Raw genomic sequence first — 20,989 nt, forward strand, 5'->3', positions numbered from 1 at the left:
GCCCGACCGCACACGGGCTCCGGCCGGCGGTCCGGCGGCACGTCACCCGGCATCGCCGTCCCGCGCGCCGCGCGGGTCGGTCACGCCGCGCAGCTGCCGCACGTCCCGCCGCTCGTCCTCGTCCCGCCGCTCGCGCCACTCCCGGGGCGAGACGCCGTACGCGGCGCGGAACGTCCGGCTGAAGTGGGCCGGGTTGACGAAGCCCCACCGCTGGGCGACCGCCGAGACCGTGGGAGCGGTGCGGCCGCGCCGGGCCAGCTCGCGGGCGCACGCCTCCAGTCGGCGCCGCTGGATGAGCCGGCTCACCGTCACCCCTTCCCCCTCGAAGATCCGGTGCAGGTAGCGCACGGAGATGTGGTGGGCGTGCGCGATCCGCTCGGGCGCCAGCTCGGGGTCGGCCAGGTGGTGGTCGACGTACTCCCGCACCCGGCGGACCAGGTGCGTGTGCGGGGCGTCCGCCCGCGCCGTCGGCCGGGCACCGGCCAGCTCGGTCACGAGGGCGCTCAGCAGGTCCGCGACGCTGCCCGCCAGTCGGTCGCCGACCGGGGCCGGGTAGGAGTGCGCGGAGGCGGCGAGGACGCCGAGGAAGGGCAGGAGCACCGGTCCGCAACCCTCCGTGGGACCGACGGCCGTCGCGGCCGCCTGCCGCAGGTCCCGCTCCGGCACGCCCAGCAGCCGGCGCGGCAGGTGGAACAGGTGGGTGCGGAAGCGCTCCGGGTAGTCGAGGGCGTACGGACGCGCCGTGTCGTAGACCACGAGCCCGCCCGGGGGCACCTCCGCCCGGCGCCCGTCCTGCTCCAGGACGGCCCGGCCCGCCTCCTGCACCCCGACCGCGACCTGCGGCTCGCCGCTCGGGGCCCGCTCGATCAGCGCGGCCGTGCGGGAGAGCCGGGCGGCGTCCGCCTCCAGCGTGGAGATCCGCAGGTAGCCGAGCCGGTGGGACACCAGGAGCCCGTCGAACGGCCGCTCGGCGCGCGGGTGCACCTCGACCGGGACCATCGCCCGCGACACCGCCCCGCGCCAGTACGCCGTCTTGTCCGCGTCCGCGACCGACGCGGTCGTCACCCGCACGCCCATCTGACCGCCCTTCCGCCGAAGTCCTGCGGTCCCAGCCTGGGGCGCGGGCGCTGCGGGCCGTTAGGTCATCTGACTGTCCTTCCGGCAGCACCCGGCGGGACTCGCCCCCGGGCGGCGCCGGGACAGCGCCGGGACCACCGGCCGAGCGGGCGTCGGCGCAGGTCAGGTGCCGGTGAGGGCACCGTCGAGAGCGCTGTCGAGGGCGTGCGCGAGGGCGGCCCGCGAGGTGATGCCGAGCTTCGGGAAGATCTTGTAGAGGTGGGCCGCGACGGTACGGGGCGACAGCTGGAGGTGGCGGCCGATCTCCTTGTTGGTCAGACCGGTCGCCGCGAGCCGGGCGATCCGCAGCTCCTGGCCGGTCAGGCCGGAGGGCTCCGCGGCCGGTGCGCCGGGCGGCGGCGCCACGGGCTCGCCGGCGGCCCGCAGCTCCTCCTCGCAGCGCAGGGCCCAGGGGTCCGCCCGGAGGCGGCGGAACACGTGGTGGGCGGCGCGCAGCGGCTCCCGGGCGCCGGGCCGGTGGCGGCGGCGCAGCCACGAGCCGTGGGCGAGCCGCAGCCGGGCGAGGTCGAACACCCACCGCTCGGCGCCGGGGACGGCGTACGCGGCGCGGTAGGCGGCGTCGGCCTGGTCGTCCTCGGCGGCCAGTGCGGCAGCGGCCGCGCAAAGGAAGGCGTGGCGGGCGGAGATCTCCGCGGAACGGGCCGCCCGCCCGGCGGCGAGGTGGGCCCGCGCCTCCTCGTGCCGGCCGGTGTGCACGGCGGCCGTGACCAGGTCGAGGACCAGGGCGTGGTGCCAGGGCGGACCGCCGGGCAGCCGCCCGGGCGGGGTGAGCTCGCAGAAGTGCGCGTACGCCTCCTCGTGGCGCCCGTGGGCGAGTGCGGCCAGTCCGCGCAGGTGGGTCAGGCGGTCGAGGACGTAGCGCATCCGGGCCCGGGTGGCGGTGGGCCGGACGGCCTGCTCGACCTCCCGGAGTCCGGCCTCGTCGCCCCGGCCGGCCAGGAAGTGGGCGTAGTACTGACGGAACATCAACGCGTTCGTGTGGTAGCCGAGTTCGTCCGCGATCTCGGCCTCGCGCAGGCAGACGGCGGCCCGGTCCCAGTCGCCGAGCAGGAAGTCCTGGTGGCACTTGGCCTTGGCGACCGAGCCCTGGGTGGCGTAGCCGTGCAGCCCGGTGAAGCGCTGCCACAGGTCGCTCTCGGGGCAGTCGAGCGCCGAGGTGGTCCACAGCAGCAGCCAGGCCGCACCCGCCTCCTGTTCCTCCGTCATGCCCTCGGCGACGGTCCGCAGCGTGGCGGCCGCGTCCGGGCCCGGGTCGGTCCAGGCCCGCAGGCACAGCCGGCCCGCCTCCGATACCTCGTCCCGGTGCCGCTCCAGGGCCCGCCAGGCCCAGGGGTCGTCCGTGTAGGTGGCGGCCAGGAGCAGTTTGAAGTAGACCTGCTCGGTCAGCCCGCCGAAGGTGTCGGCGCCCGGCGCGGTGAGCGAGTCGAGGGCCGCTGGCAGCAGGGCGGCGGAGGACGCGAAGTCGACGTGGTGGCTCTGGTCGGCGTAGACCACCGCGTACGCGAACAGCGGCGCGACGTCCGCCGGCACGGTCTTGGTCTTCAACTCGTCCACCAGGGCGGCGGTGTGGCGCAGCTGCCCGCCGCGGGCCGACATCACCGCGGCCCAGGTGAGCCGGCGGACGCGGTCGCAGGAGCTGGGGCTGAGGACGGCGGCGCGTTCGAGCAGCAGCGCGCCCTCGGCGTCGCCGCCGCGGCCGGCGAGGTCGCGGCCGGCCTCCTGCAGGCGGTGGGCGAGGTCCTCGTCGGGCAGCAGCGCGGCGGCGGCCTCGTGGACCAGCCGTTGGGGGTCCTCCGGGGCGAGGGCTTCGGACAGGGCGCGGTGGGCCTCGCGGCGCGCGGTGTCGGAGGCCGCGGCGAGGACGGCGGTGCGGACCAGGGGGTGCCGGAACACCAGCTGTCCGGCCGGGTCCAGCCGGGCCAGGCCGTCCGCCTCGATCCGGGCCAGGGCCTCCCGCGCGTTGTCGTCCGCGACGGCGCGCAGCCAGCCGCCGCTGCTGAAGTCCGGGCCGGTGGCGAGGGCGCCGAGCAGCAGGAAACGGCCGACCTCGGGCGTCACCGCGCCCAGCCGGTCGGCGAACATCCGCTCCAGTTTCCGGCCCAGCGGGAGCCGTTCGGGCAGCGGGGCGGTCCCCCGCTGCTGAGCGGCCGCCAGCTGGCGCGGCAGCTCCACCAGGGCCAACGGGTTCCCGGCCGCCTCCGCCAGGACGCGGTCCCGGGCGGGCGCGGCGAGTTCGGGGTAGCAGGTGCCCAGTAGCAGGGCCGCGTCCGGCCGGGGCAGCGCGCGGACCTCGACGGCCTCGGCCGACCAGGTCTGCGCGGCCGGTCCGTCCGCGCGGCCGGCGCCGACGATCACCATCGGCAGCTCGGCGCAGCGCCGGTGCAGGAAGGCGAAGACGGTGGCGCTCGACGAGTCGATCCAGTGCAGGTCGTCCACGAGCAGCAGCACGGGGGCGGTCCGCACCGCCTCCTCCAGCAGCGCCAGGGCGGCGGCGCCCACGGCGAAGCCGCTCGGGGTGCCGGAGCGGACGCCGAGTGCGCTCTCCAGGGCGTCCCGCTGGTGGGCGGAGAGCGTGTCGGAGCGCCGGAGCAGCGACCGGAAGGCCTGGTGGAGGGCGCCGAACGCGAGGTCCGTCTCCGCCTCCGTGCCGACGGCCCGCAGCACGGTGAAGCCCCGTTCGCGCGCGGCGCGCTCGACCCAGCCCAGCAGAGTGGACTTGCCGACGCCGGGTTCGCCGCGCAGCAGCACGGTGGACCCGCTGGCGCCGTCCTCGGCCTGCACCAGGGCCGCGGTGAGCAGTTGCGTCTCCCGCTGCCGCCCCACCACGGCCGGGACCCGGCTGTCGTGCGCCACTTCTTCGTTCCCCTCGGGTCGGTCGGACGGACCGCCCGCCCCGGGCACCCAAGGTTAACGGCCGTCAGGAGCTGCGGTTACCACCCTGCGCGTGGTTCCGGCCACAGGCCGCGACCGCTCGGCGACCGGTCTCCGCCCCGGCCCGAGGACGAGGCGGCGAGGCCGCTCCGGCCGACCCCCTCGCCGAACGTGTTCAGCCAACTCGAGGCGTTCGTCCGCCGTACAGCGGGCAGTCATGAACGGTCCGCCGGGCGGTACCCCGCGGCCGCTGTCCTTGGGGTGCCGTCCTCCACCCCCGCGACACCCAGAGGTCATTCCCCCATGGCAGAGCCGAGCCGTCGTCGTTTCCTCCGACTCGCGGGCGCCACCGCCGCGTTCGCCACGCTCTCGCAGAGCATCGAGCGCGCCGCGGCGATCGCCCCGCAGGGCGCCACCGGCACCATCCAGGACGTCGAGCACATCGTCGTCCTGATGCAGGAGAACCGTTCCTTCGACCACTACTTCGGCGCGATGAAGGGGGTCCGCGGCTTCGGCGACCCCCGCCCGGTGACCCTGCCGAGCGGCAAGTCGGTGTGGCACCAGACCGACAGCGCCAAGAAGGAGGTGCTGCCGTTCCGCCCCCGGGTCGACGACCTGGGCCTGCAGTTCGTCCAGGACCTCAACCACGACTGGGCCGGCGGCCACAAGGCCTTCAACAACGGCAAGTACGACCAGTGGGTGCCCGCCAAGACGGCCACCACCATGGCCTACCTGACCCGCCAGGACATCCCGTTCCACTACGCGCTCGCCGACGCGTTCACCCTGTGCGACGCCTACCACTGCTCCTTCATCGGCTCCACCGACCCGAACCGCTACTACCTGTGGACCGGCTTCACCGGCAACGACGGCACCGGCGGCGGCCCGGTGCTCGGCAACCAGGAGGCGGGGTACGGCTGGACCACCTACCCCGAGCGGCTGGAGAAGGCCGGGGTCTCCTGGAAGGTCTACCAGGACATCGGCGACGGCCTGGACGCGGCGGGCTCCTGGGGCTGGATCGGCGACGCCTACCGGGGCAACTACGGTGACAACTCGCTGCTGTACTTCACCAACTACCGCAACGCCGAGCCCGGCGACCCGCTGTACGACAAGGCCCGCACCGGCACCGATGCCAAGGCCGGGGACGGTCTCTTCGACCACCTGCGCCGCGACGTGCAGGCCGGCACGCTGCCGTCCATCTCCTGGATCGCCGCCCCCGAGGCGTTCACCGAGCACCCCAACTGGCCCGCCAACTACGGCGCCTGGTACGTCTCCCAGGTCCTGGACGCGCTGACCTCCAACCCCGACGTGTGGGCCCGCACGGCGCTGTTCATCACCTACGACGAGAACGACGGCTTCTTCGACCACGTGGTGCCGCCGTTCCCGCCGTCCTCCGCCTCCCAGGGCCTGTCCACGGTGTCCACCACCGCCGACTACTTCGCCGGGAACATCTCCACCGCGGCCGGCCCGTACGGCCTCGGCCAGCGGGTGCCGATGCTGGTGGTCTCGCCCTGGAGCACCGGCGGCTACAGCTGCTCGGAGACCTTCGACCACACCTCGGTCATCCGCTTCATGGAACGCCGCTTCGGCGTGCTGGAGCCCAACATCTCGCCCTGGCGGCGCGCCGTCTGCGGCGACCTGACCTCCGCCTTCGACTTCACCGCGTCGAACACCGCGAGGGTCGCGCTGCCCTCCACGGCCGGCTACCTCCCGCCGGACCGCAACCGGCACCCCGACTACGTGCCCACCCCGCCCGCCACCGGCACCATGCCGGTCCAGGAACCGGGCGCCAAGCCCACCCGCCCGCTCAAGTACGCCCCCGCCGTGGACGGCGCGGCCGACACCGGCACCGGCAAGTACCGCCTGACCTTCAGCGGCGGCGCGGCGGCCGGCGCCCAGTTCCTGGTGACCTCGGCCAACCGCACCGACGGCCCGTGGACCTACACCGCAGAGGCGGGCAAGTCGATCGCGGACGCCTGGAACACCACCTACTCCAAGGGGGTCACCGACCTCACCGTGCACGGCCCCAACGGCTTCCTGCGCCGCTTCCGCAACCCCGGCAGGACCGCCGGGCCCGAGGTCACCGCGCGCCACAACCCGACCACCGGCAACCTCGACCTCACCCTCACCAACCCGGGCGCCGCCGACGTCGTCCTGACGGTCGCCAACGCCTACGGCGGCACCCCGCAGACCGTCACCGTCCGCCGGGGCGCGACCGTCTCGTACACCGTCGACCTCGGCGGCTGCCGCCGCTGGTACGACGTGACCGTCACATCCGCCGCGACCGCCGACTTCGTCCGCCGCCTGGCCGGCCACGTCGAGACCGGCGCCCCGGGCCTCTCGGACCCGGGCATCATCACCTCCTGACCCCACCGCCGGCGACCCGCCCAGGGCACCTCACCCGCCCGGGGCGGGTCGTCGGCCCGCCCAGCCACCGCCCCGGCAGCCGGCCGACCACCATTCGGCGCAGCGCGCCCCCGCACCGCACGGGCCCGACCGGACGGCCCGCCTATCGTGGGCGGATGACCGACCGCCGGACCGCCCGGCCCGCCGCGGGCCGCTTCGGCTACCTCATGGCCGCCGCCGCCTTCGCCGTCTGCATGATGGGCACCACGCTGCCCACGCCGCTCTACGGGCTGTACCAGGAGGAGATCGGCTTCTCCGAGCTGACCGTGACGGTCGTGTTCGCCGTCTACGCCTTCGGCGTCATCGGCGTCCTGCTGCTGGTCGGCAACGTCTCCGACACCGTCGGGCGCCGCCCCGTCCTGCTCTGCGGGCTCGGCTTCGCGGCCTGCAGCGCCGGCGTCTTCCTGGCGGCGGACGACGTGCCGCTGCTCTGCCTGGGCCGGCTGCTGTCCGGCTTCTCGGCGGGCCTGTTCACCGGCACCGGCACCGCGTACGTCCTGGAGCTCGCCCCGCCCGGGCAGCGGGCCCGCGCGGGCTTCGTGGCGATCGCCGCCAACATGGGCGGCCTCGGCCTCGGAGCGCTGCTCTCCGGCCTGCTCGCCGAGTACGCGCCCGACCCGCTGGTCCTGCCGTTCGCCGTGCACCTGGTGCTGCTGACCGCGTCGTTCGCCCTCATCCTGCTCCTGCCCGAGACGATCGCCGACGCCCGCCCGCTGCGCACCGCCCGGCCCGACCGGCCGTCGCTGCCGCCGGAGGTCCGCCGGGTGTTCGTCCCGGCCGGGATCGCCGCGTTCACGGGCTTCTCCCTGCTGGGCGTCTTCACCTCGGTCAGCCCCGCCTTCCTCGCGACCGAGCTGGGCGTCCGGAACCACGCGGTCGTCGGTCTGATCGTCTTCGTGGCCTTCTTCGCCTCCACCCTGGGCCAGTTGCTGGTGCCCCGCCTCGGCACCGCCCGGGCGATCCCGCTGGGCTGCCTGGTGCTCATCGCCGGACTGGCCCTGCTGGCCGCCTCCCTCGCCTGGACCGCCCTCCCGCCGTTGGTGCTCGCCGCCCTGGTCGGCGGCGCGGGCCAGGGCATGGGCCTGCGCGGCGCGGTGGGCGAGGTCGCCGCCGCGAGCCCCGCCGAACACCGCGGCGGCGCCCTGTCGATGCTCTTCGTGGTCGCCTACTTCGGCATCTCGATCCCGGTGATCGGGGTCGGCCTGCTCACCGGGCCGGTCGGCCTGGCCCAGGCCGGCCTGGTCTTCACCGCCTGCATGGCCGCGCTGGCCGCCGCCTCCGGGGCGTACCTGCTGCGCCAGGCGAGCGCCGGGACGTAGGCCGCCGCCCCGCCACGCGGTGCTTGCCGCCCGGGCCCGGGACCGATAGACACGACCCGGACACTGTGCGTGACACCCGGAGGTCTCCGCCATGAGCGTGACGAATCGGTACAGGGACGCCTGGGAGGGCTTCTGGCGCGACGCGCCCGAGGAGCCGGGCTCGGTGATCTGGGACGCGGAGCCGTCCCTCACGGCGGAACGCCACCTCGCGCTGTTCGCTCCGCACCTCACCGACCCGAAGCTGCCCGTCGTCGACCTGGGCTGCGGCAACGGCACCCAGACCCGCTTCCTGGCCGGCCGCTTCGAACGGGTCCTCGGGGTCGACCTCTCCGCCGCCGCCCTCGACCTCGCCCGGCGCCGGGATCCGGTCCGGCGGGCCGAGTTCGCCCGGCTGGACGCCACCGACGCCGAGGCCGTCCGGGCGCTGCACGACCGCCTCGGCGACGCCAACGTCTATCTGCGCGGCGTGATCCACCAGAGCGAGCCGGCCGACCGCCGTCCGGTCGCCGAGGCCGTCGCCGCGCTGCTCGGCGGGCGCGGCCGGGCCTTCCTCGTGGAACTCTCCGCATCCGCCAGGCAGGTGCTGGCCGACCTCGCCCACGGTCCCGCCGGGCCGCCGCCGAAGCTGCGTCCGGTCCTCGCGCACGGCCTCGCCCCGGCCGGGGTCGCCGACGAGGCCCTCACCGGGATCCTCGACGCGGCCGGCCTGACCGTCCTGGCCTGCGGCGAACTGCCGCTCACCACCACGGAGTCCACCCCCGAGGGCCGGCGGATCGAACTCCCGGCCCGGTGGCTCGTCGCGGGCGCCACCGCGGTCGCGGGCTCCCCGCCGGCCCGCTCCTGACCCGGACGACCGGCCGGCCGGCAGCCGTCCGCACCGGGACGTCGCCCGGTGAACGACGCCCTCCCTCGGGTCGAGTGCGCTGCCGGGCGGCTGCCCGGGGAGGGTTCCCATGGTCATGACCAGGTGTTATCTTGGCCGAAGATCAATGCCGTTGGGGCCGCTCACCAGGGCCCATCCGGGGGGAAATTCGGCTTCATCACCCACGGCGCACCCGATGCCGGCATCGGGGTGCGGCGGATGTCGTTCGCGCGTTCCGCCCTCGGTGCTCCACCCGCGGCAGCACGGCCCGTGATGCCCCGATCGAGGAGTTGTGGATGCCAGCCGACGTGCCGTCCGACGCACCGCCCACCGGGACCGTCCGGCTGCGGGCCGCGACGGCCGAGGACGCCGGAGCCGTCACCGAGGTCTTCCTGGCCTCCCGCGCCGCGGCCATGCCGTACCTGCCGCGTCTGCACAGCGACGAGGCCACCCTGGGCTGGATCACCCACGTGGTGCTGCCCGGCACCCGCGTCTGGCTGGCCGAGGACGTCGGCACCCGAGCCGTCCTGGGCTTCGCCTCGCTCGACGGCACCCTGCTCGACCACCTCTACCTGCGCCCCGAGGTGCGCCGCCGCGGCATCGGGACGCTGCTGCTGGAGGCCGTCAAGTCGGCCGCTCCGCAGGAGCTTTCGCTGTACGTCTTCGAGAAGAACACCGAGGCCCGCGCCTTCTACGAGCGGCACGGCTTCGTCGCGGTGGACACGAACGACGGCAGCCGCAACGAGGAGAACGAGCCCGACCTGACCTACCGCTGGACCGCGTGACCCGCGTCCGCGTCCCGCGGAAGTGCCCCCGCCGAGGGACGGCGACGGGCCCCCGCGCGCCCCGGCCACCGACCACCTGATGCTCGTCGCGCCCTTCGCCCCGTTCGTCGAGGAGTTCGATCCGCCGTGTCTGGGATGACCGCCACCACCGCCACGACCGCCGCCGTCACGACCACCGCTACCACCGTCGAGCCGGCTCCCGGCTCCGGCACCCGCCCGAACCACCCGCTGATCGGGGTGCTCGGCGGCATGGGGCCGCTGGCCTCCACCGAACTGCTGCGCACCGTCTACCGGGCCTGTCGGCTCCAGCCCGAGCAGGACACCCCCCGGCTGCTGCTCTGGTCCGACCCCGCCGTGGTCGACCGCACCGAGGCCATCGGCAGCGGCGAACTCGACGTGCTGCGCGGCGCCGTGGAGTCCTCGCTGCGCGGCCTGCTGGCGGCCGGCGCGGAGCGCACCGTGATCGCCTGCATCACCGCCCACCACGTGCTGGGCGACCTGCCGGCCGACCTCAGGGCGCGCTGCGTCTCGCTGGTCGACGTGGTGCACGAGGAGTTGGCCGCCACCACCGAACCGCACCTGCTGCTCTGCTCCTCCGGCACCGCCCGGGCCGGCCTCCTCACCTCCGGCCCGGCCGGGGCCCGCGCCGCCGAGCGGCTGGTCACGCTGCGCCCGGCCGACCAGGAGGCGCTGCACCGGCAGATCCACCGCCTCAAGCGCGGCGAGGACCCCGCCCGCGCCGTCGACTTCCTGCGCGAGACCCTGCCCCGCTACGGCGTGCGGGCCTTCGTCGCCGCCTGCACCGAACTGCACCTGGTCACCCGGGCGATCGAGGACGCCGGTCTGAGCGAGGCCTTCCCCTCCCTCGACCCGCTGACGGTCGTGGCCCACCGGATCACGACCGGGGAGTTGTGAGCCGGGCCGGCCCCGGCACGCACCCCGCGTGCCGGGGCCGGCCCGGGTACGGCGGTCAGAGCCTGCCGTGGTCCTTGAGCACCCGCCGGGCCTGGGCGAACAGCATGCCCACGTTCACCGTCTTGCGGCAGACGACCACGGCCACGATCTCGTCGGTGCTGTCGATCCGCAGGAAGAGGTGGGTCAGGTTGTCGCTGTTGACCAGGATCTCCTGGAAGTAGTGCCGGTCGCTGACCACCCCGCGCCGTTCCTTGAAGATGCCCTCGATCATCACCACGTTGCGGCCCTGGAACAGGTCCAGGGTCGCGGCCGCCAGCATGTCGAGGACCTCCGGCGGGTGCGAGTCGACGGTCTCCACCGACAGCAGCATGCCGGTCGACATGTCGATGACGCCGGTGGCGACGCAGTCCGGCACCTCGGCGCGCAGCGATTTGACCAGCCCGGCGACCCGTTCGGCCATGGTCTGGGTTCCTCGGACTTCCGACCCGCTCACTGGTACTCCTTCTCCGTTGTTCATCAATTCATCACTTCATCAATTCGTCGGGGCCGAGCAGCACCGACCAGTTCAGGTCCGTTCGGTGTCGACCCCGCCGCCGGCGACTCGGTCGCCGGTACGGTCAGTCGGCCTTCGCCTGGTCGGGCCCCGCGGTCAGCAGGCAGCCGATCCGCTCCACCGAGCCCTGTGCCTCGGCGTGCAGGCGCTGCACGTCCAGGCCCGCGTCCCCGAGCACCCCGATCAGCGCCATCTCGCCGACCGGCCGGGCCACCAGGCAGCCGTCGGTGAACCGCGACACGACGTGGTGCAGCCGGCCCTTGCCGGTCAGGCCGCCGACCCGGCCGGCGATGCTGAAGGAGGCCGCGGTGAGGGCGGCCAGGGTCTCGGCCGCCGCGGTCCCGTCGGTCCCGTCGACCGCGCCGGCGTCGTCGGTCTCCGCCGTGATCAGCAGCCCGTCGACGGACGCCACCACGACGTCGGTGACGCCGACGACCCGGTCCCGGAGCACCCGCACCTCTGCGGTCAGCTGGTCATGCCTGTCAGTCACGCTTCTCCCGTCGCTTCGTTCCCGGCACCCGGCGCGAGCCGTGCCGCCCCGGTGCCTTCCGTCCACCCGGCGCCTGCCGGGCACGTGCGCGTCGTCCGCTACGGCGCGCCGGCGGACCCGCGCTCCCGCTCGGCGGGGGCGGGTGCGGGCCGCCGCCAGGGGGCGGCCACCGGGCGCAGCGGAAGGACGTCGTTGATCCCGCTCGCGCCCGGCCGGCGACGCGGCAGTCGCGCCGCGCCCTCCGCGGCCGGGGCGGCGGCGGGGCGTTCGGCCTCCTCCAGAGCGGACAGCGCCACCTGGAGCAGCCCTTCGTTCAGCAGCCGCGAGGCCTCGACCGTGACGGCGTAGAGGCCCCGCCCGAGCAGGAAGGCGATGTCCCGGGAGCTGCGCCGGCCGTTGGCCCGTTGCAGGATCTCCCGCCGCTCGCCGGCGGCTCCGCCGTCCAGCAGCCCGTTCCCGGCGCCGGTCCTGGCCAGCCGGTCGCGGAACGGGGAGATCGGCTGCCCGCTCAGGGCCCTGATCCGTCGTTCGGTCTCGTGGCCCAGCCATTCCGGCTCGATTCCCTCCGGCGCGGGAAAGCCGGAGACCGGCGGTTCGGGGTCGAGCGCGATCCGGTCGATCCGGCCCATCCCCATCGCCAGCGCTCCGTCCAGGGCCGCCATCACGCAGATCAGCTGCAGCTCCGCCGAACCGACCAGTTCCCGGGCGACGAGCTCCGTGCCGACCCGCCGCCCGGCGGGCCCGGACCGGAGCACCGAGGCCCAGTCGGACTCGCTCACCCGGCCGGAGCGCAGCAGCAGGGTCTCGATCCCCGGCGCGCCGGGCGAGGTGACCTCGACGATGGCACCGTCCCTGAGATGGAAGCGGCCGCCCGGATCGCCGCTCACCAGAAGGGTTCCGGAGAGGCGGCCGTGGGGGACGTCCATCAGCATCCCGGGGAAGTCCGGGCTCGCGCCGCCCGGCCGGAAGGTCGGCATTCCGATTTCTGACATGTCTCCGCTATCAGCCGTGTTCTCATGGTCCTGGTGGTTCTCATGGGCGACTGCCGCCGGCGCCCCCATGCCGACTCAGGAAATCGGACAGTAGTCGCAGCGGTCGGATTTTCGACCGGTCGGGCGCAAATTGCTCACTTGCCCGTATCGAGCGACCGCTTTCGCTTCGCCGATGAAATCCCGCATTCAGGCTTGCCCGATTTTGCACAGGTCGGCGTCATGGACGAACCGGGCCCACGCGTTCGAGACGGGCGCCACCCCGAGGACCGAACCCGCACGGAGACCGCCCGGCCGAGTGGACCGAGGTCGGCCGAGGTCGGCGCCGGGCAAACGGAACGGCCGCTCTCGCTTGCGAGAACGGCCGTTCCGATGACGGTGGGTGGAGCGCTCAGCCGCGGCCGAGGACGCGGTCCACGGTGATCTCGATGACCACCCGGTCCGGGTTGACCCGCGGCTGGCGGTAGCGCTCGGCGTAGCGCCGCTCGGCCTCGGCGACCTGCTCGGGCTCGTCGCGGACGACGGCCACGCCCTCCAGGGTCGCCCAGCGCGCCCGGTCCACCTGGCAGACCGCGACCCGCAGGCCCGCCGGCCCGGCCTCCGCGACGTTGCGCGCCTTGCGGCTGGTACGGCTGGTGATCACCCGCGCGGTCGCCGTCTCCGGCTGGAAGGTCACGCCGACCGGCACCACGTGCGGCGTGCCGTCCGGGCGGGTGGTGGTCAGGGTGGAGATGTGCCGCTCACGCCAGAAGGCGAGCATGGCGTCGTCGAGGTCGCGCGGGTCATGGGCCATGATCGCGATCGTACGGCCCCCGGGGAACGATCAAGCCCCCGGGGGCCGTTCGGGCACTGGCGAATCAGCACGCGCGGCGGATCAGCACGCCCGACGGCCGACACGCCCGACGGGCCGGCACGCCCGACGGGCCGGCACGCGCGACGGGTCAGTGCCCGCGGGCGATCCACTCCGGCAGGGCCGGGGCCTCGGCACCGATGGTGGTCGGGTCGCCGTGGCCGGTGCGCACCACCGTGTCGGCCGGGAGCGTCAGCAGGCGCTCGCGGATCGAGTCGATGATGTCCGGGAAGTGCGAGAACGACCGGCCGGTCGCGCCCGGACCGCCCTGGAACAGGGTGTCGCCGGTGAAGACGGTGCCCAGCTCGGGCGCGTACAGGCAGACCGCGCCCGGGGCGTGGCCCGGGGTGTGCAGGACGGTCAGCTCGGTGCCGGCCACCTCGATCCGCTGACCGTCCTGCAGCTCGCCGTCCGGGAGGCGGTCGGGGTGGGTGAGCTTCCACAGCGGGAGGTCGTCCGGGTGCAGCAGGATCGGCGCGCCGGTCCGGGCCGCGAGGGCCGGCGCCGCGTCGATGTGGTCGTTGTGCGCGTGCGTGGAGACGATCGCCCGCAGTCGGCGCCCGCCGAGCGCGGCCTCGATGGTCCCGGCGTCGTGCGCGGCGTCGATCACCACCGCCTCCTCGTCGTCGCCGACGATCCAGACGTTGTTCTCCACCTCCCAGCTGCCGCCGTCGAGTTCGAAGGTCCCGGCGGTCACCAGCCGGTCGATCCGGGCGCGGGACGTCACAGGACCACCACCGAGCGGAGGACGTCGCCCTGGTGCATGCGCTCGAACGCCTGCTCCACCGCGTCGAGTTCGATCGTCTCGGTGACGAAGGCGCTCAGGTCCAGGCGCCCCTGGAGGTAGAGGTCGATCAGCATCGGGAAGTCCCGCGAGGGCAGGCAGTCGCCGTACCAGGAGGACTTCAGGGCGCCGCCGCGGCCGAAGACGTCGAGCAGCGGCAGCTCCAACTGCATCTCCGGGGTCGGCACGCCGACCAGGACGACGGTGCCGGCCAGGTCGCGGGCGTAGAAGGCCTGCCGGTAGGTCTCGGGCCGGCCGACGGCCTCGACCACCACGTCCGCGCCGTTGCCGTCGGTCAGCTCGCGGATGGCATCGACCGGGTCGGTGGTGCGGGAGTTGACGGTGTGGGTGGCGCCGAGCGTGCGGGCGGTCGCCAGCTTGCGGTCGTCGATGTCGACGGCGATGATCTTCGACGCGCCCGCCAGCCGGGAGCCCATCACGGCCGCGCCGCCGACGCCGCCGCAGCCGATCACGGCGACCGAGTCGCCGCGCCCGACGTTGCCGGTGTTGATCGCGGCGCCGAGGCCCGCCATCACGCCGCAGCCCAGCAGACCGGCGACGGCCGGCTCGGCGGCCGGGTCGACCTTGGTGCACTGGCCGGCCGCGACCAGGGTCTTCTCGGCGAACGCGCCGATGCCCAGCGCCGGGGAGAGCTCGGTGCCGTCCAGCAGCGTCATCTTCTGCTTCGCGTTGTGGGTGGCGAAGCAGTACTGCGGGCGCCCGCGCCGACAGGCCCGGCACTGGCCGCACACCGCACGCCAGTTGAGCACCACGAAGTCACCGGGCGCGACCTCGGTGACGCCCTCGCCGACCGACTCCACGATGCCCGCGGCCTCGTGGCCGAGCAGGAACGGGAACTCGTCGTTGATGCCGCCCTCGCGGTAGTGGAGGTCGGTGTGGCAGACGCCGCAAGCCTGGATCCGGACCACCGCCTCACCCGGACCGGGGTCCGGGACCACGATCGTGGTCACCTCCACGGGCGCGCCCTTGGCGCGCGCGATCACTGCCTTGACCTGTTGGGCCATCCGATTCCACCTCCGACGGCCGGTGCCGCTCTGCACCGGTGTGACCTGCGACGACAGTCCGCAGCCGAGCTGCGGACGCACTGCCCACGAAGCGTAGCGCCCGCTCCCCCGGCCGCCGCCGGAACGGGTGGGGTGATCCGGCGCGATCCCGCGTGATCCCGCGCGATCCGGCGTGATCCGGCTCACGGCGGCCTCCGGAGGCCGGTCCGCCGACCTTCCGACACCTCACGGCCCCTCAACCTGGCACATGCCGGCGGCCTACGCCGCAGGCCATCGGCACGGCCCCGGAGCCAGGGGCGCACGGACGGCGCTGAGCGCTCGTCAGCGCGCCTCGAACCGCCCTGAAAGCACCGGTGTTGGCTGGAAGTGCCGCAGACGGGCGCCCCGCGCCCCACGTACGGTCGTAGCAGAGACGGTCCACGCGACCACGCTCAGCACACCCGCCCCACCCGACGGCGCGCCACCGCGCGCCGTCCGTGCCCGGCGCGTACCGACCGTACGCCCGCGCACATTTCGCGCCACCCCCGCAGCAGATGCCCGGCCCAGCCCCGGTCCGGGTCGAGCCGCCGGCCGGCCGCACCACCCGTCCCCCGTGTCATCCTCGGATCCACCCCCCGTCGGACCGCCCCGCGCGGCCCATCGCCCTGGAGTCTGGAGTTCGGATGTCCACCGAGAACAGTGCGATCGGTGCCGGAACCGGCACCGCCCCGCTGCCCCCGCTGCACTGCCTGCGCCACCTGGAACCCGGGCCGCCCCGACTCGCCGCGCTGCCCACCGGCACGCCGGTCTGGCTGGTCAGCCGGCACGCCGACGTACGGCAGGTGCTCACGGACCCGCGCCTGGGCCGCGCCCCGCTCTACGCGCCGGACGCGCCGCCGGTCACGGTCACGCCCAACATCCTGGACAATCCGCAGAGCATGCTGAACATCGACGGCACCGAGCACCAGCGGCTGCGCCGCACCGTGCAGCGGGCCTTCACCCCGCGCGCGATCGCCCGCTGGAAGCCGTGGGTGGCCTCGGTGGTCGAGTCGCTCATCGACGAGCTGATCGACCACGGCTCCCCCGCCGACATCGTCGCCGCCTACACCCGCCCGCTGCCGGTCGCGGTGATCAGCCGGCTGATGGGCCTGGACAACCTGGACACCAAGCGGCTCGCCCACTGGAGCGACCACGCGCTCTCCACCACCGCCCACTCCGCCGAGGCGATCACCACCGCGATGGACGAGTTCGCCGCCTTCGGCGCCGGGGTGATCGCCGAGCGCCGCGCCCGGCCCGGCGACGACCTGGTCAGCAGCCTGCTGGCGGCCGCCGCCGAGGACGGTTCGATCATCGAGGCGCAGCTGGTCGCGCTGGTCATCGGCCTGGTCGTGGCCGGCCACGAGACCACCATGACCAGCCTCGGCAACGCCCTGGTCTACCTGCTCGACGACGGGCGCGCGGCCTGGCAGCAGCTCGCCTCCGACGAGGCCAGCGCCGCCGCCGCGACCGAGCAGCTGCTGCGCGCCGTCCCGCTCGGCGACACCCACGAGCACATGCCCGGACTGATGCGCCGCACCGTCGAGGACGTGGAGATCGGCGGGGTGTCCATCCCGGCCGGGAGCGTGGTCGCCGCCGACACCGCCGCCGCCAACCAGGACCCGGAGGTCTTCACCGGGGACCTGCGCACCGAGCTGTTCTCCCCGCTGGCCGCGCCGATGCTGACCTTCGGCGCCGGGCCGCACCACTGCCTGGGCGCCTGGCTGGCCCGGATGGAGCTGGAGCTGGCCCTGCACCGGCTGGCCCGCCGGCTGCCCGCCCTGCGGATGGCCGAGGCGGCCGAGCGGATCGACTGGCGGCGCGGCCTGCTCACGCGCAGCCCGAACTCCCTGCAGGTGGCCTGGTGACCGGCCGGTCGGACACCGAGCCGGTGGTCGTCCGGGTCGACCGGGACCGCTGCATCGGCTCCGGGATGTGCGCGCTCAGCGCCCCCGAATCGCTGGCCCTCGGCGCGGACGGACTGGCCGCCCCGCTGGCCGAATTCGCCGACGGCGGAGCGGAGTTGACGGACGAGCTGGCCGACGCGGTGGACCTCTGCCCGGTCGAGGCGCTCACCCTCCACTCGGCCCGCGGCGGCTACCGGATCGACCCGGCGGAGTGACCCGCGCCGGTGGTGCCCGCCCCGACCCGCCGACGGCACCGGGGCGGGCGGGCACCACCGGGACCGGGGCGCAGCACGATCGCCGGCCCCGGCCTCAGCCGATCGCCACCGCCGTCCCCGAGACCCGCACCCGGGTGTCCTCCGCCCGCAGGTCGACCCGCAGCACGCCCGGGCGGCCGAGGTCCTCGCCCTGGTGCAGCGTCAGCGCCGCCGGAGCGGCCACCGCGCCCAGCTCCCGCAGGTAGGCGCCGAAGGCTGCCGCGGCGGCGCCGGTCGCCGGGTCCTCGACCACGCCGCCGACCGGGAAGGGGTCACGGACGTGGAAGACCTCCGGCGCCTCGCGCCACACCAGCTGGAGGGTGACGAGGTCGCGGGCCCGCATGTAGGCGGCCAGGCCGTCGAAGTCGTAGTCGAGGCGGGCCAGTCGCGCACGGGTGCCGGCGGCCAGGACGAGGTGCCGGGCACCGGCGTAGGCGATCCGCGGCGGCAGGGCCGGGTCCAGGTCGGCGGCGGACCAGCCGAGCAGGGCGAGCGCCTCCTCGACCTCGGCCGCGGTGATCTCCTCGACCTTCGGTTCGACGCTGGTGAGGGTCGCCCGCAGCAGCCCGTCCGCGCCGCGCTCGACCTCGACCGGGACGTCCCCGGCCGCCGTCGCGAAGACGTACCGCCCGGGGCCGGTGCGCTCGGCGAGCGCGACGGCGGCGGCGACCGTCGCGTGCCCGCAGAACGGGACCTCCGTGAGCGGGCTGAAGTACCGCACGCGGTAGGCCCCTTCGGCCGGGCCCGCGGTCAGGAAGGCGGTCTCGGAGTAGCCGACCTCGGCGGCGACGGCGAGCATCCGCCGGTCGGTCAGCCCGGTGGCGTCGAGCACCACGCCCGCCGGGTTGCCGCCCTCGGGGCGGGTGGCGAAGGCGGCGTAGCGCAGGATCTCGAGCGCGGGCGCGGGCGCGGTGGCGGTGGCGGTGGCGGTGGCGGTGGCAGGGGTGGCGGCAGCGTCGTCGGTCATGCCCGGACGAACGCGTTCCGCCCGGCCGCTGTTCCCGTCCGCCCGCCCCGAACGGACGCTGTTTCCGCCCCGGCCGCCCCGGCCGCCCCGGCCGCCGGGCCACCGCGGCACCGCGGCACCGCCCGTCACCGCAGCACCGCCTCCAGGAAGTCCGACCCGAGCCGGGCGCTGCCCGCCAGGTCCAGCTGGTAGAGCATGTACCGCCCGCGCCGCTCCGTCCGCAGCAGCCCGGCCTTGCGCAGCACGGCCAGGTGGCGGGAGACCTCGGGCGCGCTGAGCTGCCAGGCGGAGGCGAGTTCGCCGGTGGTGTGCGGGCCGCGGGCCATGGTGCGGGCGAGGCGCAGCCGGACGGGGTGGGCCAGCGCCTCCAGGCGCTGCTGGACGAGGGCGAGCGAGACCGGCTCGGTCAGGCCGGCCTCGGCGACCGGGTACTGGAGGACGGGCCGCCAACCGGGGGCGTGGACCACCAGGAGGTGCGGGCGGCCGAAGGCGGTGGGGATGAAGGTGACGCCGCCGCGCTCGACGGCGCTGGTGGTGTTGTCCTGCAGCTTGTCGATGACGATCCGTCGCCGTCCGTCGCCGCCCTGGTCGAGGGTGACGGACGGGGAGACGGCGGCCAGCGTCTCGCCGAGGCCGCGGCGGGCCAGCAGGTCGCTCTTGTGCCGGGCGTCGGCGGCGAGGGCGGGCAGCACGCGCTGCCAGGCGTCGGTGAAGAACGCGGCCGCGCAGTCCTCCAGCATCCGCCGCACCAGTGCCCGTACCGCGGGCGGGTCGGCGAGCAGCCGGTCGGCGAACTCGGCCTGCCGGGGGCCGCGGGCGAGCGCGAGTTCGCGGGCGTGCTCGTTGGCCGCGGGGTCGGTGAGCGGGGAGGCCGTCCGGAGCGCGAGCCGGGAGGAGCCGCAGGTGGTGACGAGGGCGCCGGCCACGTACAGCTCGTCGTCGATCCGGTCGACGGCGTCCAGTTCCTCGGCGAGGGTGGCGCCGGGCAGCCCGGGCACGAGGAAGTCGGCGCGCGAGGAGCGCCAGAGGAAGTCGGCCTCCAGCAGCCGCTCGGCCAGCTCGGGCGGGATCGACGCCGTGGTGGCGTTCGCCCAGCCGTGCAGCGCGGGGTGGTGCGCCGGCTCGGCGAGGACGTGCAGCATGGCGTTCAGCTCGGCCAGCGGGGAGGGCGTGAAGACCAGGCGCTCGTCGGGCAGGCCGGTGATGTCGATGGTCACGCTCATGCGCCCGCCTCACCGCCCTCGGTGGAGGCCTTCGCCCGCCCGCCGCTCCCGGTGGTCCGCCCGCTCCGCTCACTTCGCTCGTTCACACCGCAGATCCTGTCATCCGCGCCGCCGGGGACTCCGTCGATTGACGGGAACCGTCAATCGACGTGCCAGGCGGCCCGGCCAGGACGGACGGTACCGGCCATGAGCCTGATCCAGGAGAAGTCCGTCCATGACCACGCCGCCGTCCGCGACGGCCAACCGCCCGCCCCGCCGATCGGCGCGGGCCGCCGGGGCCCGTCCGCGCTGCTGAGCCTGCTGACCGCCGCCGGCGGGCCCCGGTACGCCGTCGCGCTCGCGGTGGACGCGGTGGGCGGCGGCATGCTGCGGCCGTTCCTGCTGCTGTACGGGGTCGGCATGCTGCACCTGGGGGCGGGGTCGGTCGGGCTGGCGCTGTCGGCCGGGATGGTCGCGGGCCTGCTGGTGGTGCCGCTGACCGGCCGCTGGATCGACCGCGGCGCCCGGACGCTCCCCGCGGCCGTCACCCTCCTGCTGCGGGCGGCGGGCGCGCTGACGCTGCTGCTCGCCGACGGCCTGCCGGGGTTCACGGCGGCGGCGGTGCTGTTCGGGGTGGGCAGCCAGTCCTGGCCGACCACGCACGCGGCGCTGGTGAGCACGCTGACCGAGGGACGGCTGCGGGACGCGGCGCTCGCCGCCGGGCGGTCGCTGCGCAACGCCGGGCTTGGCCTGGGCGCGCTGCTGGCCACGGTGGCGGTGAGCGGCGGCGCGGGCGCGATCCGGCTGCTGGCCGGGGTGACCGGCGCGGCCTGCCTGGTCGCCGCCGCGCTGGTGGCCTCGCTGCGGGTGCGGGCCCGGCAGGAGGCGCCGCGGCAGGCGGCGCAGGACGACCCGGCTGAGCGGCGGGCGCCGCTGCGCCGGATCAGCCTGCTGAGCCTCGCCAACCTGCCGTACGCGTTCTGCTTCGACGTGCTGGAGGTGGCGCTGCCCGCGCTGCTGGTGCTGCAACTGCACGCTTCCCCGGCCTGGTCCTCGGGCCTGTTCGTGGGCAACACGGTGCTGGTGATCGCCCTGCAGCTGGCGCTGGTGCTGCGGCTGGCGGACCGCTCGCGGCGGGCCGTGCTGGCGGCCTCGGGGGCGCTGCTGACGGTCTCGTACCTCGGTTTCTGGGCGGCCGGGGCGCTCGGCGGCGCGCCGGGGGCGGCGGGCATCGCGGTGGTCTCGGTGCTGTACACGCTGGGCGAGATCCTCTACACCGGCTCGGGTACGGCGCTGGTGGCGGCCGTCGCCCCGCCACACCTGCTCGGGCGGGCGCTGGCGCGCTGGGAGCTGTCGATGGGCGTGGGCCGGGCGGCCGCGCCGGCCGTGCTGACGGCGCTGCTCGCGGCCGGTCCGGGCGCGCTGTGGGTGCCGCTCGCCGCCGCCACCGCGCTGGGGGCGCTGGCGGTGCTGCGGCTGGGCCCGGCGCAGTAGCCGCGGGCGGATGGGACGATCGGCCCCGTGGCCCTGGTCCCCGCCCGGAGCGACCGCACCACCGGGTGCTGTTCGCGACCGGCCGGGGGCCGTGGCCGGGCGAGGTCCGACCACGGGCCCGGAGCCCGTCCTCCGGATGCGCGCGCCGCGCCCAGCGCCGATGCTGG

18 protein-coding genes are annotated in these 20,989 nt (G+C 75.3%); 8 read left to right on the forward strand and 10 right to left on the reverse strand.

Annotated elements, in window-relative coordinates; translation table 11 throughout:
- Positions 1 to 42: 42 nt before the first annotated feature.
- Both AB0Q99_RS18700 and AB0Q99_RS18705 read right to left on the reverse strand, forming a co-directional pair.
- Positions 43 to 1,065: a helix-turn-helix domain-containing protein gene (locus AB0Q99_RS18700; RefSeq protein WP_363573079.1), complete on the reverse strand. Its 1,023-nt coding sequence runs from the start codon at positions 1,063 to 1,065 to the stop codon at positions 43 to 45.
- Positions 1,066 to 1,239: 174 nt separating this feature from the next.
- Complete coding sequence (locus AB0Q99_RS18705) at positions 1,240 to 3,990, reverse strand: BREX system ATP-binding domain-containing protein (RefSeq protein ID WP_363573081.1); 2,751 nt, start codon at positions 3,988 to 3,990, stop codon at positions 1,240 to 1,242.
- Between the two features lie 321 nt (positions 3,991 to 4,311).
- Between AB0Q99_RS18705 and AB0Q99_RS18710 the strand changes: the two genes are divergently transcribed.
- From AB0Q99_RS18710 to AB0Q99_RS18730, 5 genes are all read left to right on the forward strand, one after another.
- On the forward strand, positions 4,312 to 6,372 hold the full coding sequence (locus AB0Q99_RS18710) for a phosphocholine-specific phospholipase C (protein ID WP_363573083.1): 2,061 nt from the start codon (positions 4,312 to 4,314) through the stop codon (positions 6,370 to 6,372).
- 155 nt (positions 6,373 to 6,527) lie between these two features.
- Positions 6,528 to 7,730, forward strand: a complete 1,203-nt coding sequence (locus AB0Q99_RS18715; RefSeq protein WP_363573085.1) for an MFS transporter — start codon at positions 6,528 to 6,530, stop codon at positions 7,728 to 7,730.
- Positions 7,731 to 7,821: 91 nt separating this feature from the next.
- Positions 7,822 to 8,574, forward strand: a complete 753-nt coding sequence (locus AB0Q99_RS18720) for a class I SAM-dependent methyltransferase (RefSeq protein WP_363573087.1) — start codon at positions 7,822 to 7,824, stop codon at positions 8,572 to 8,574.
- Positions 8,575 to 8,888: 314 nt separating this feature from the next.
- The gene (locus tag AB0Q99_RS18725) at positions 8,889 to 9,377 is read left to right on the forward strand and encodes a GNAT family N-acetyltransferase (RefSeq protein WP_363573089.1); all 489 of its coding nucleotides are present in this window, start codon (positions 8,889 to 8,891) and stop codon (positions 9,375 to 9,377) included.
- Between the two features lie 135 nt (positions 9,378 to 9,512).
- Positions 9,513 to 10,292, forward strand: a complete 780-nt coding sequence (locus AB0Q99_RS18730) for an aspartate/glutamate racemase family protein (protein WP_363573236.1) — start codon at positions 9,513 to 9,515, stop codon at positions 10,290 to 10,292.
- Between the two features lie 55 nt (positions 10,293 to 10,347).
- Here the strand turns inward: AB0Q99_RS18730 and AB0Q99_RS18735 are convergent, their stop codons facing one another.
- From AB0Q99_RS18735 to AB0Q99_RS18760, 6 genes are all read right to left on the reverse strand, one after another.
- A complete protein-coding gene (locus AB0Q99_RS18735) occupies positions 10,348 to 10,752 on the reverse strand; it encodes a hypothetical protein (RefSeq protein WP_363573091.1) in 405 nt (134 codons plus the stop codon).
- 157 nt (positions 10,753 to 10,909) lie between these two features.
- Positions 10,910 to 11,335, reverse strand: coding sequence for a roadblock/LC7 domain-containing protein (locus AB0Q99_RS18740; RefSeq protein ID WP_363573093.1), 426 nt, complete (start codon positions 11,333 to 11,335; stop codon positions 10,910 to 10,912).
- Between the two features lie 98 nt (positions 11,336 to 11,433).
- Positions 11,434 to 12,327: a MarR family transcriptional regulator gene (locus tag AB0Q99_RS18745; protein WP_363573095.1), complete on the reverse strand. Its 894-nt coding sequence runs from the start codon at positions 12,325 to 12,327 to the stop codon at positions 11,434 to 11,436.
- Positions 12,328 to 12,715: 388 nt separating this feature from the next.
- Positions 12,716 to 13,117: a TIGR03618 family F420-dependent PPOX class oxidoreductase gene (locus AB0Q99_RS18750; protein ID WP_363573097.1), complete on the reverse strand. Its 402-nt coding sequence runs from the start codon at positions 13,115 to 13,117 to the stop codon at positions 12,716 to 12,718.
- Positions 13,118 to 13,265: 148 nt separating this feature from the next.
- Entirely contained in the window at positions 13,266 to 13,901 is a 636-nt protein-coding gene (locus tag AB0Q99_RS18755) for an MBL fold metallo-hydrolase (RefSeq protein ID WP_363573099.1), read from the reverse strand.
- Positions 13,898 to 14,983: an S-(hydroxymethyl)mycothiol dehydrogenase gene (locus AB0Q99_RS18760; RefSeq protein ID WP_363573101.1), complete on the reverse strand. Its 1,086-nt coding sequence runs from the start codon at positions 14,981 to 14,983 to the stop codon at positions 13,898 to 13,900. The genes AB0Q99_RS18755 and AB0Q99_RS18760 overlap by 4 nt, the downstream gene beginning before the upstream one ends.
- Positions 14,984 to 15,645: 662 nt before the next feature.
- Here AB0Q99_RS18760 and AB0Q99_RS18765 point away from each other — a divergent pair.
- Together AB0Q99_RS18765 and AB0Q99_RS18770 are read left to right on the forward strand one after the other, a co-directional pair.
- Positions 15,646 to 16,866: a cytochrome P450 gene (locus AB0Q99_RS18765; protein ID WP_363573103.1), complete on the forward strand. Its 1,221-nt coding sequence runs from the start codon at positions 15,646 to 15,648 to the stop codon at positions 16,864 to 16,866.
- Positions 16,863 to 17,120, forward strand: a complete 258-nt coding sequence (locus AB0Q99_RS18770) for a ferredoxin (protein ID WP_363573105.1) — start codon at positions 16,863 to 16,865, stop codon at positions 17,118 to 17,120. The genes AB0Q99_RS18765 and AB0Q99_RS18770 overlap by 4 nt, the downstream gene beginning before the upstream one ends.
- Positions 17,121 to 17,214: 94 nt before the next feature.
- Here the strand turns inward: AB0Q99_RS18770 and AB0Q99_RS18775 are convergent, their stop codons facing one another.
- Positions 17,215 to 18,126: a PhzF family phenazine biosynthesis isomerase gene (locus tag AB0Q99_RS18775; RefSeq protein ID WP_363573106.1), complete on the reverse strand. Its 912-nt coding sequence runs from the start codon at positions 18,124 to 18,126 to the stop codon at positions 17,215 to 17,217.
- Positions 18,127 to 18,251: 125 nt separating this feature from the next.
- Complete coding sequence (locus AB0Q99_RS18780; RefSeq protein WP_363573108.1) at positions 18,252 to 19,349, reverse strand: DUF5937 family protein; 1,098 nt, start codon at positions 19,347 to 19,349, stop codon at positions 18,252 to 18,254.
- Between the two features lie 186 nt (positions 19,350 to 19,535).
- On the opposite strand from AB0Q99_RS18780, the gene AB0Q99_RS18785 reads away from it, so the two are divergent.
- Positions 19,536 to 20,822, forward strand: a complete 1,287-nt coding sequence (locus AB0Q99_RS18785; RefSeq protein WP_363573110.1) for an MFS transporter — start codon at positions 19,536 to 19,538, stop codon at positions 20,820 to 20,822.
- Positions 20,823 to 20,989: the final 167 nt, after the last annotated feature.

This window comes from Kitasatospora sp. NPDC086791, assembly GCF_040685975.1.
Lineage (GTDB): Bacteria > Actinomycetota > Actinomycetes > Streptomycetales > Streptomycetaceae > Kitasatospora.

Coding starts and splice junctions, on each gene's coding strand:
- AB0Q99_RS18710 (WP_363573083.1), top strand. CDS start 4,312: ATGGCAGAGCCGAGCCGTCGTCGTTTCCTCCGACTCGCGGGCGCCACC.
- AB0Q99_RS18715 (WP_363573085.1), top strand. CDS start 6,528: ATGACCGACCGCCGGACCGCCCGGCCCGCCGCGGGCCGCTTCGGCTAC.
- AB0Q99_RS18720 (WP_363573087.1), top strand. CDS start 7,822: ATGAGCGTGACGAATCGGTACAGGGACGCCTGGGAGGGCTTCTGGCGC.
- AB0Q99_RS18725 (WP_363573089.1), top strand. CDS start 8,889: ATGCCAGCCGACGTGCCGTCCGACGCACCGCCCACCGGGACCGTCCGG.
- AB0Q99_RS18730 (WP_363573236.1), top strand. CDS start 9,513: ATGACCGCCACCACCGCCACGACCGCCGCCGTCACGACCACCGCTACC.
- AB0Q99_RS18735 (WP_363573091.1), bottom strand. CDS start 10,752: ATGGCCGAACGGGTCGCCGGGCTGGTCAAATCGCTGCGCGCCGAGGTG.
- AB0Q99_RS18745 (WP_363573095.1), bottom strand. CDS start 12,327: ATGTCAGAAATCGGAATGCCGACCTTCCGGCCGGGCGGCGCGAGCCCG.
- AB0Q99_RS18750 (WP_363573097.1), bottom strand. CDS start 13,117: ATGGCCCATGACCCGCGCGACCTCGACGACGCCATGCTCGCCTTCTGG.
- AB0Q99_RS18760 (WP_363573101.1), bottom strand. CDS start 14,983: ATGGCCCAACAGGTCAAGGCAGTGATCGCGCGCGCCAAGGGCGCGCCC.
- AB0Q99_RS18765 (WP_363573103.1), top strand. CDS start 15,646: ATGTCCACCGAGAACAGTGCGATCGGTGCCGGAACCGGCACCGCCCCG.
- AB0Q99_RS18775 (WP_363573106.1), bottom strand. CDS start 18,126: ATGACCGACGACGCTGCCGCCACCCCTGCCACCGCCACCGCCACCGCC.
- AB0Q99_RS18780 (WP_363573108.1), bottom strand. CDS start 19,349: ATGAGCGTGACCATCGACATCACCGGCCTGCCCGACGAGCGCCTGGTC.
- AB0Q99_RS18785 (WP_363573110.1), top strand. CDS start 19,536: ATGAGCCTGATCCAGGAGAAGTCCGTCCATGACCACGCCGCCGTCCGC.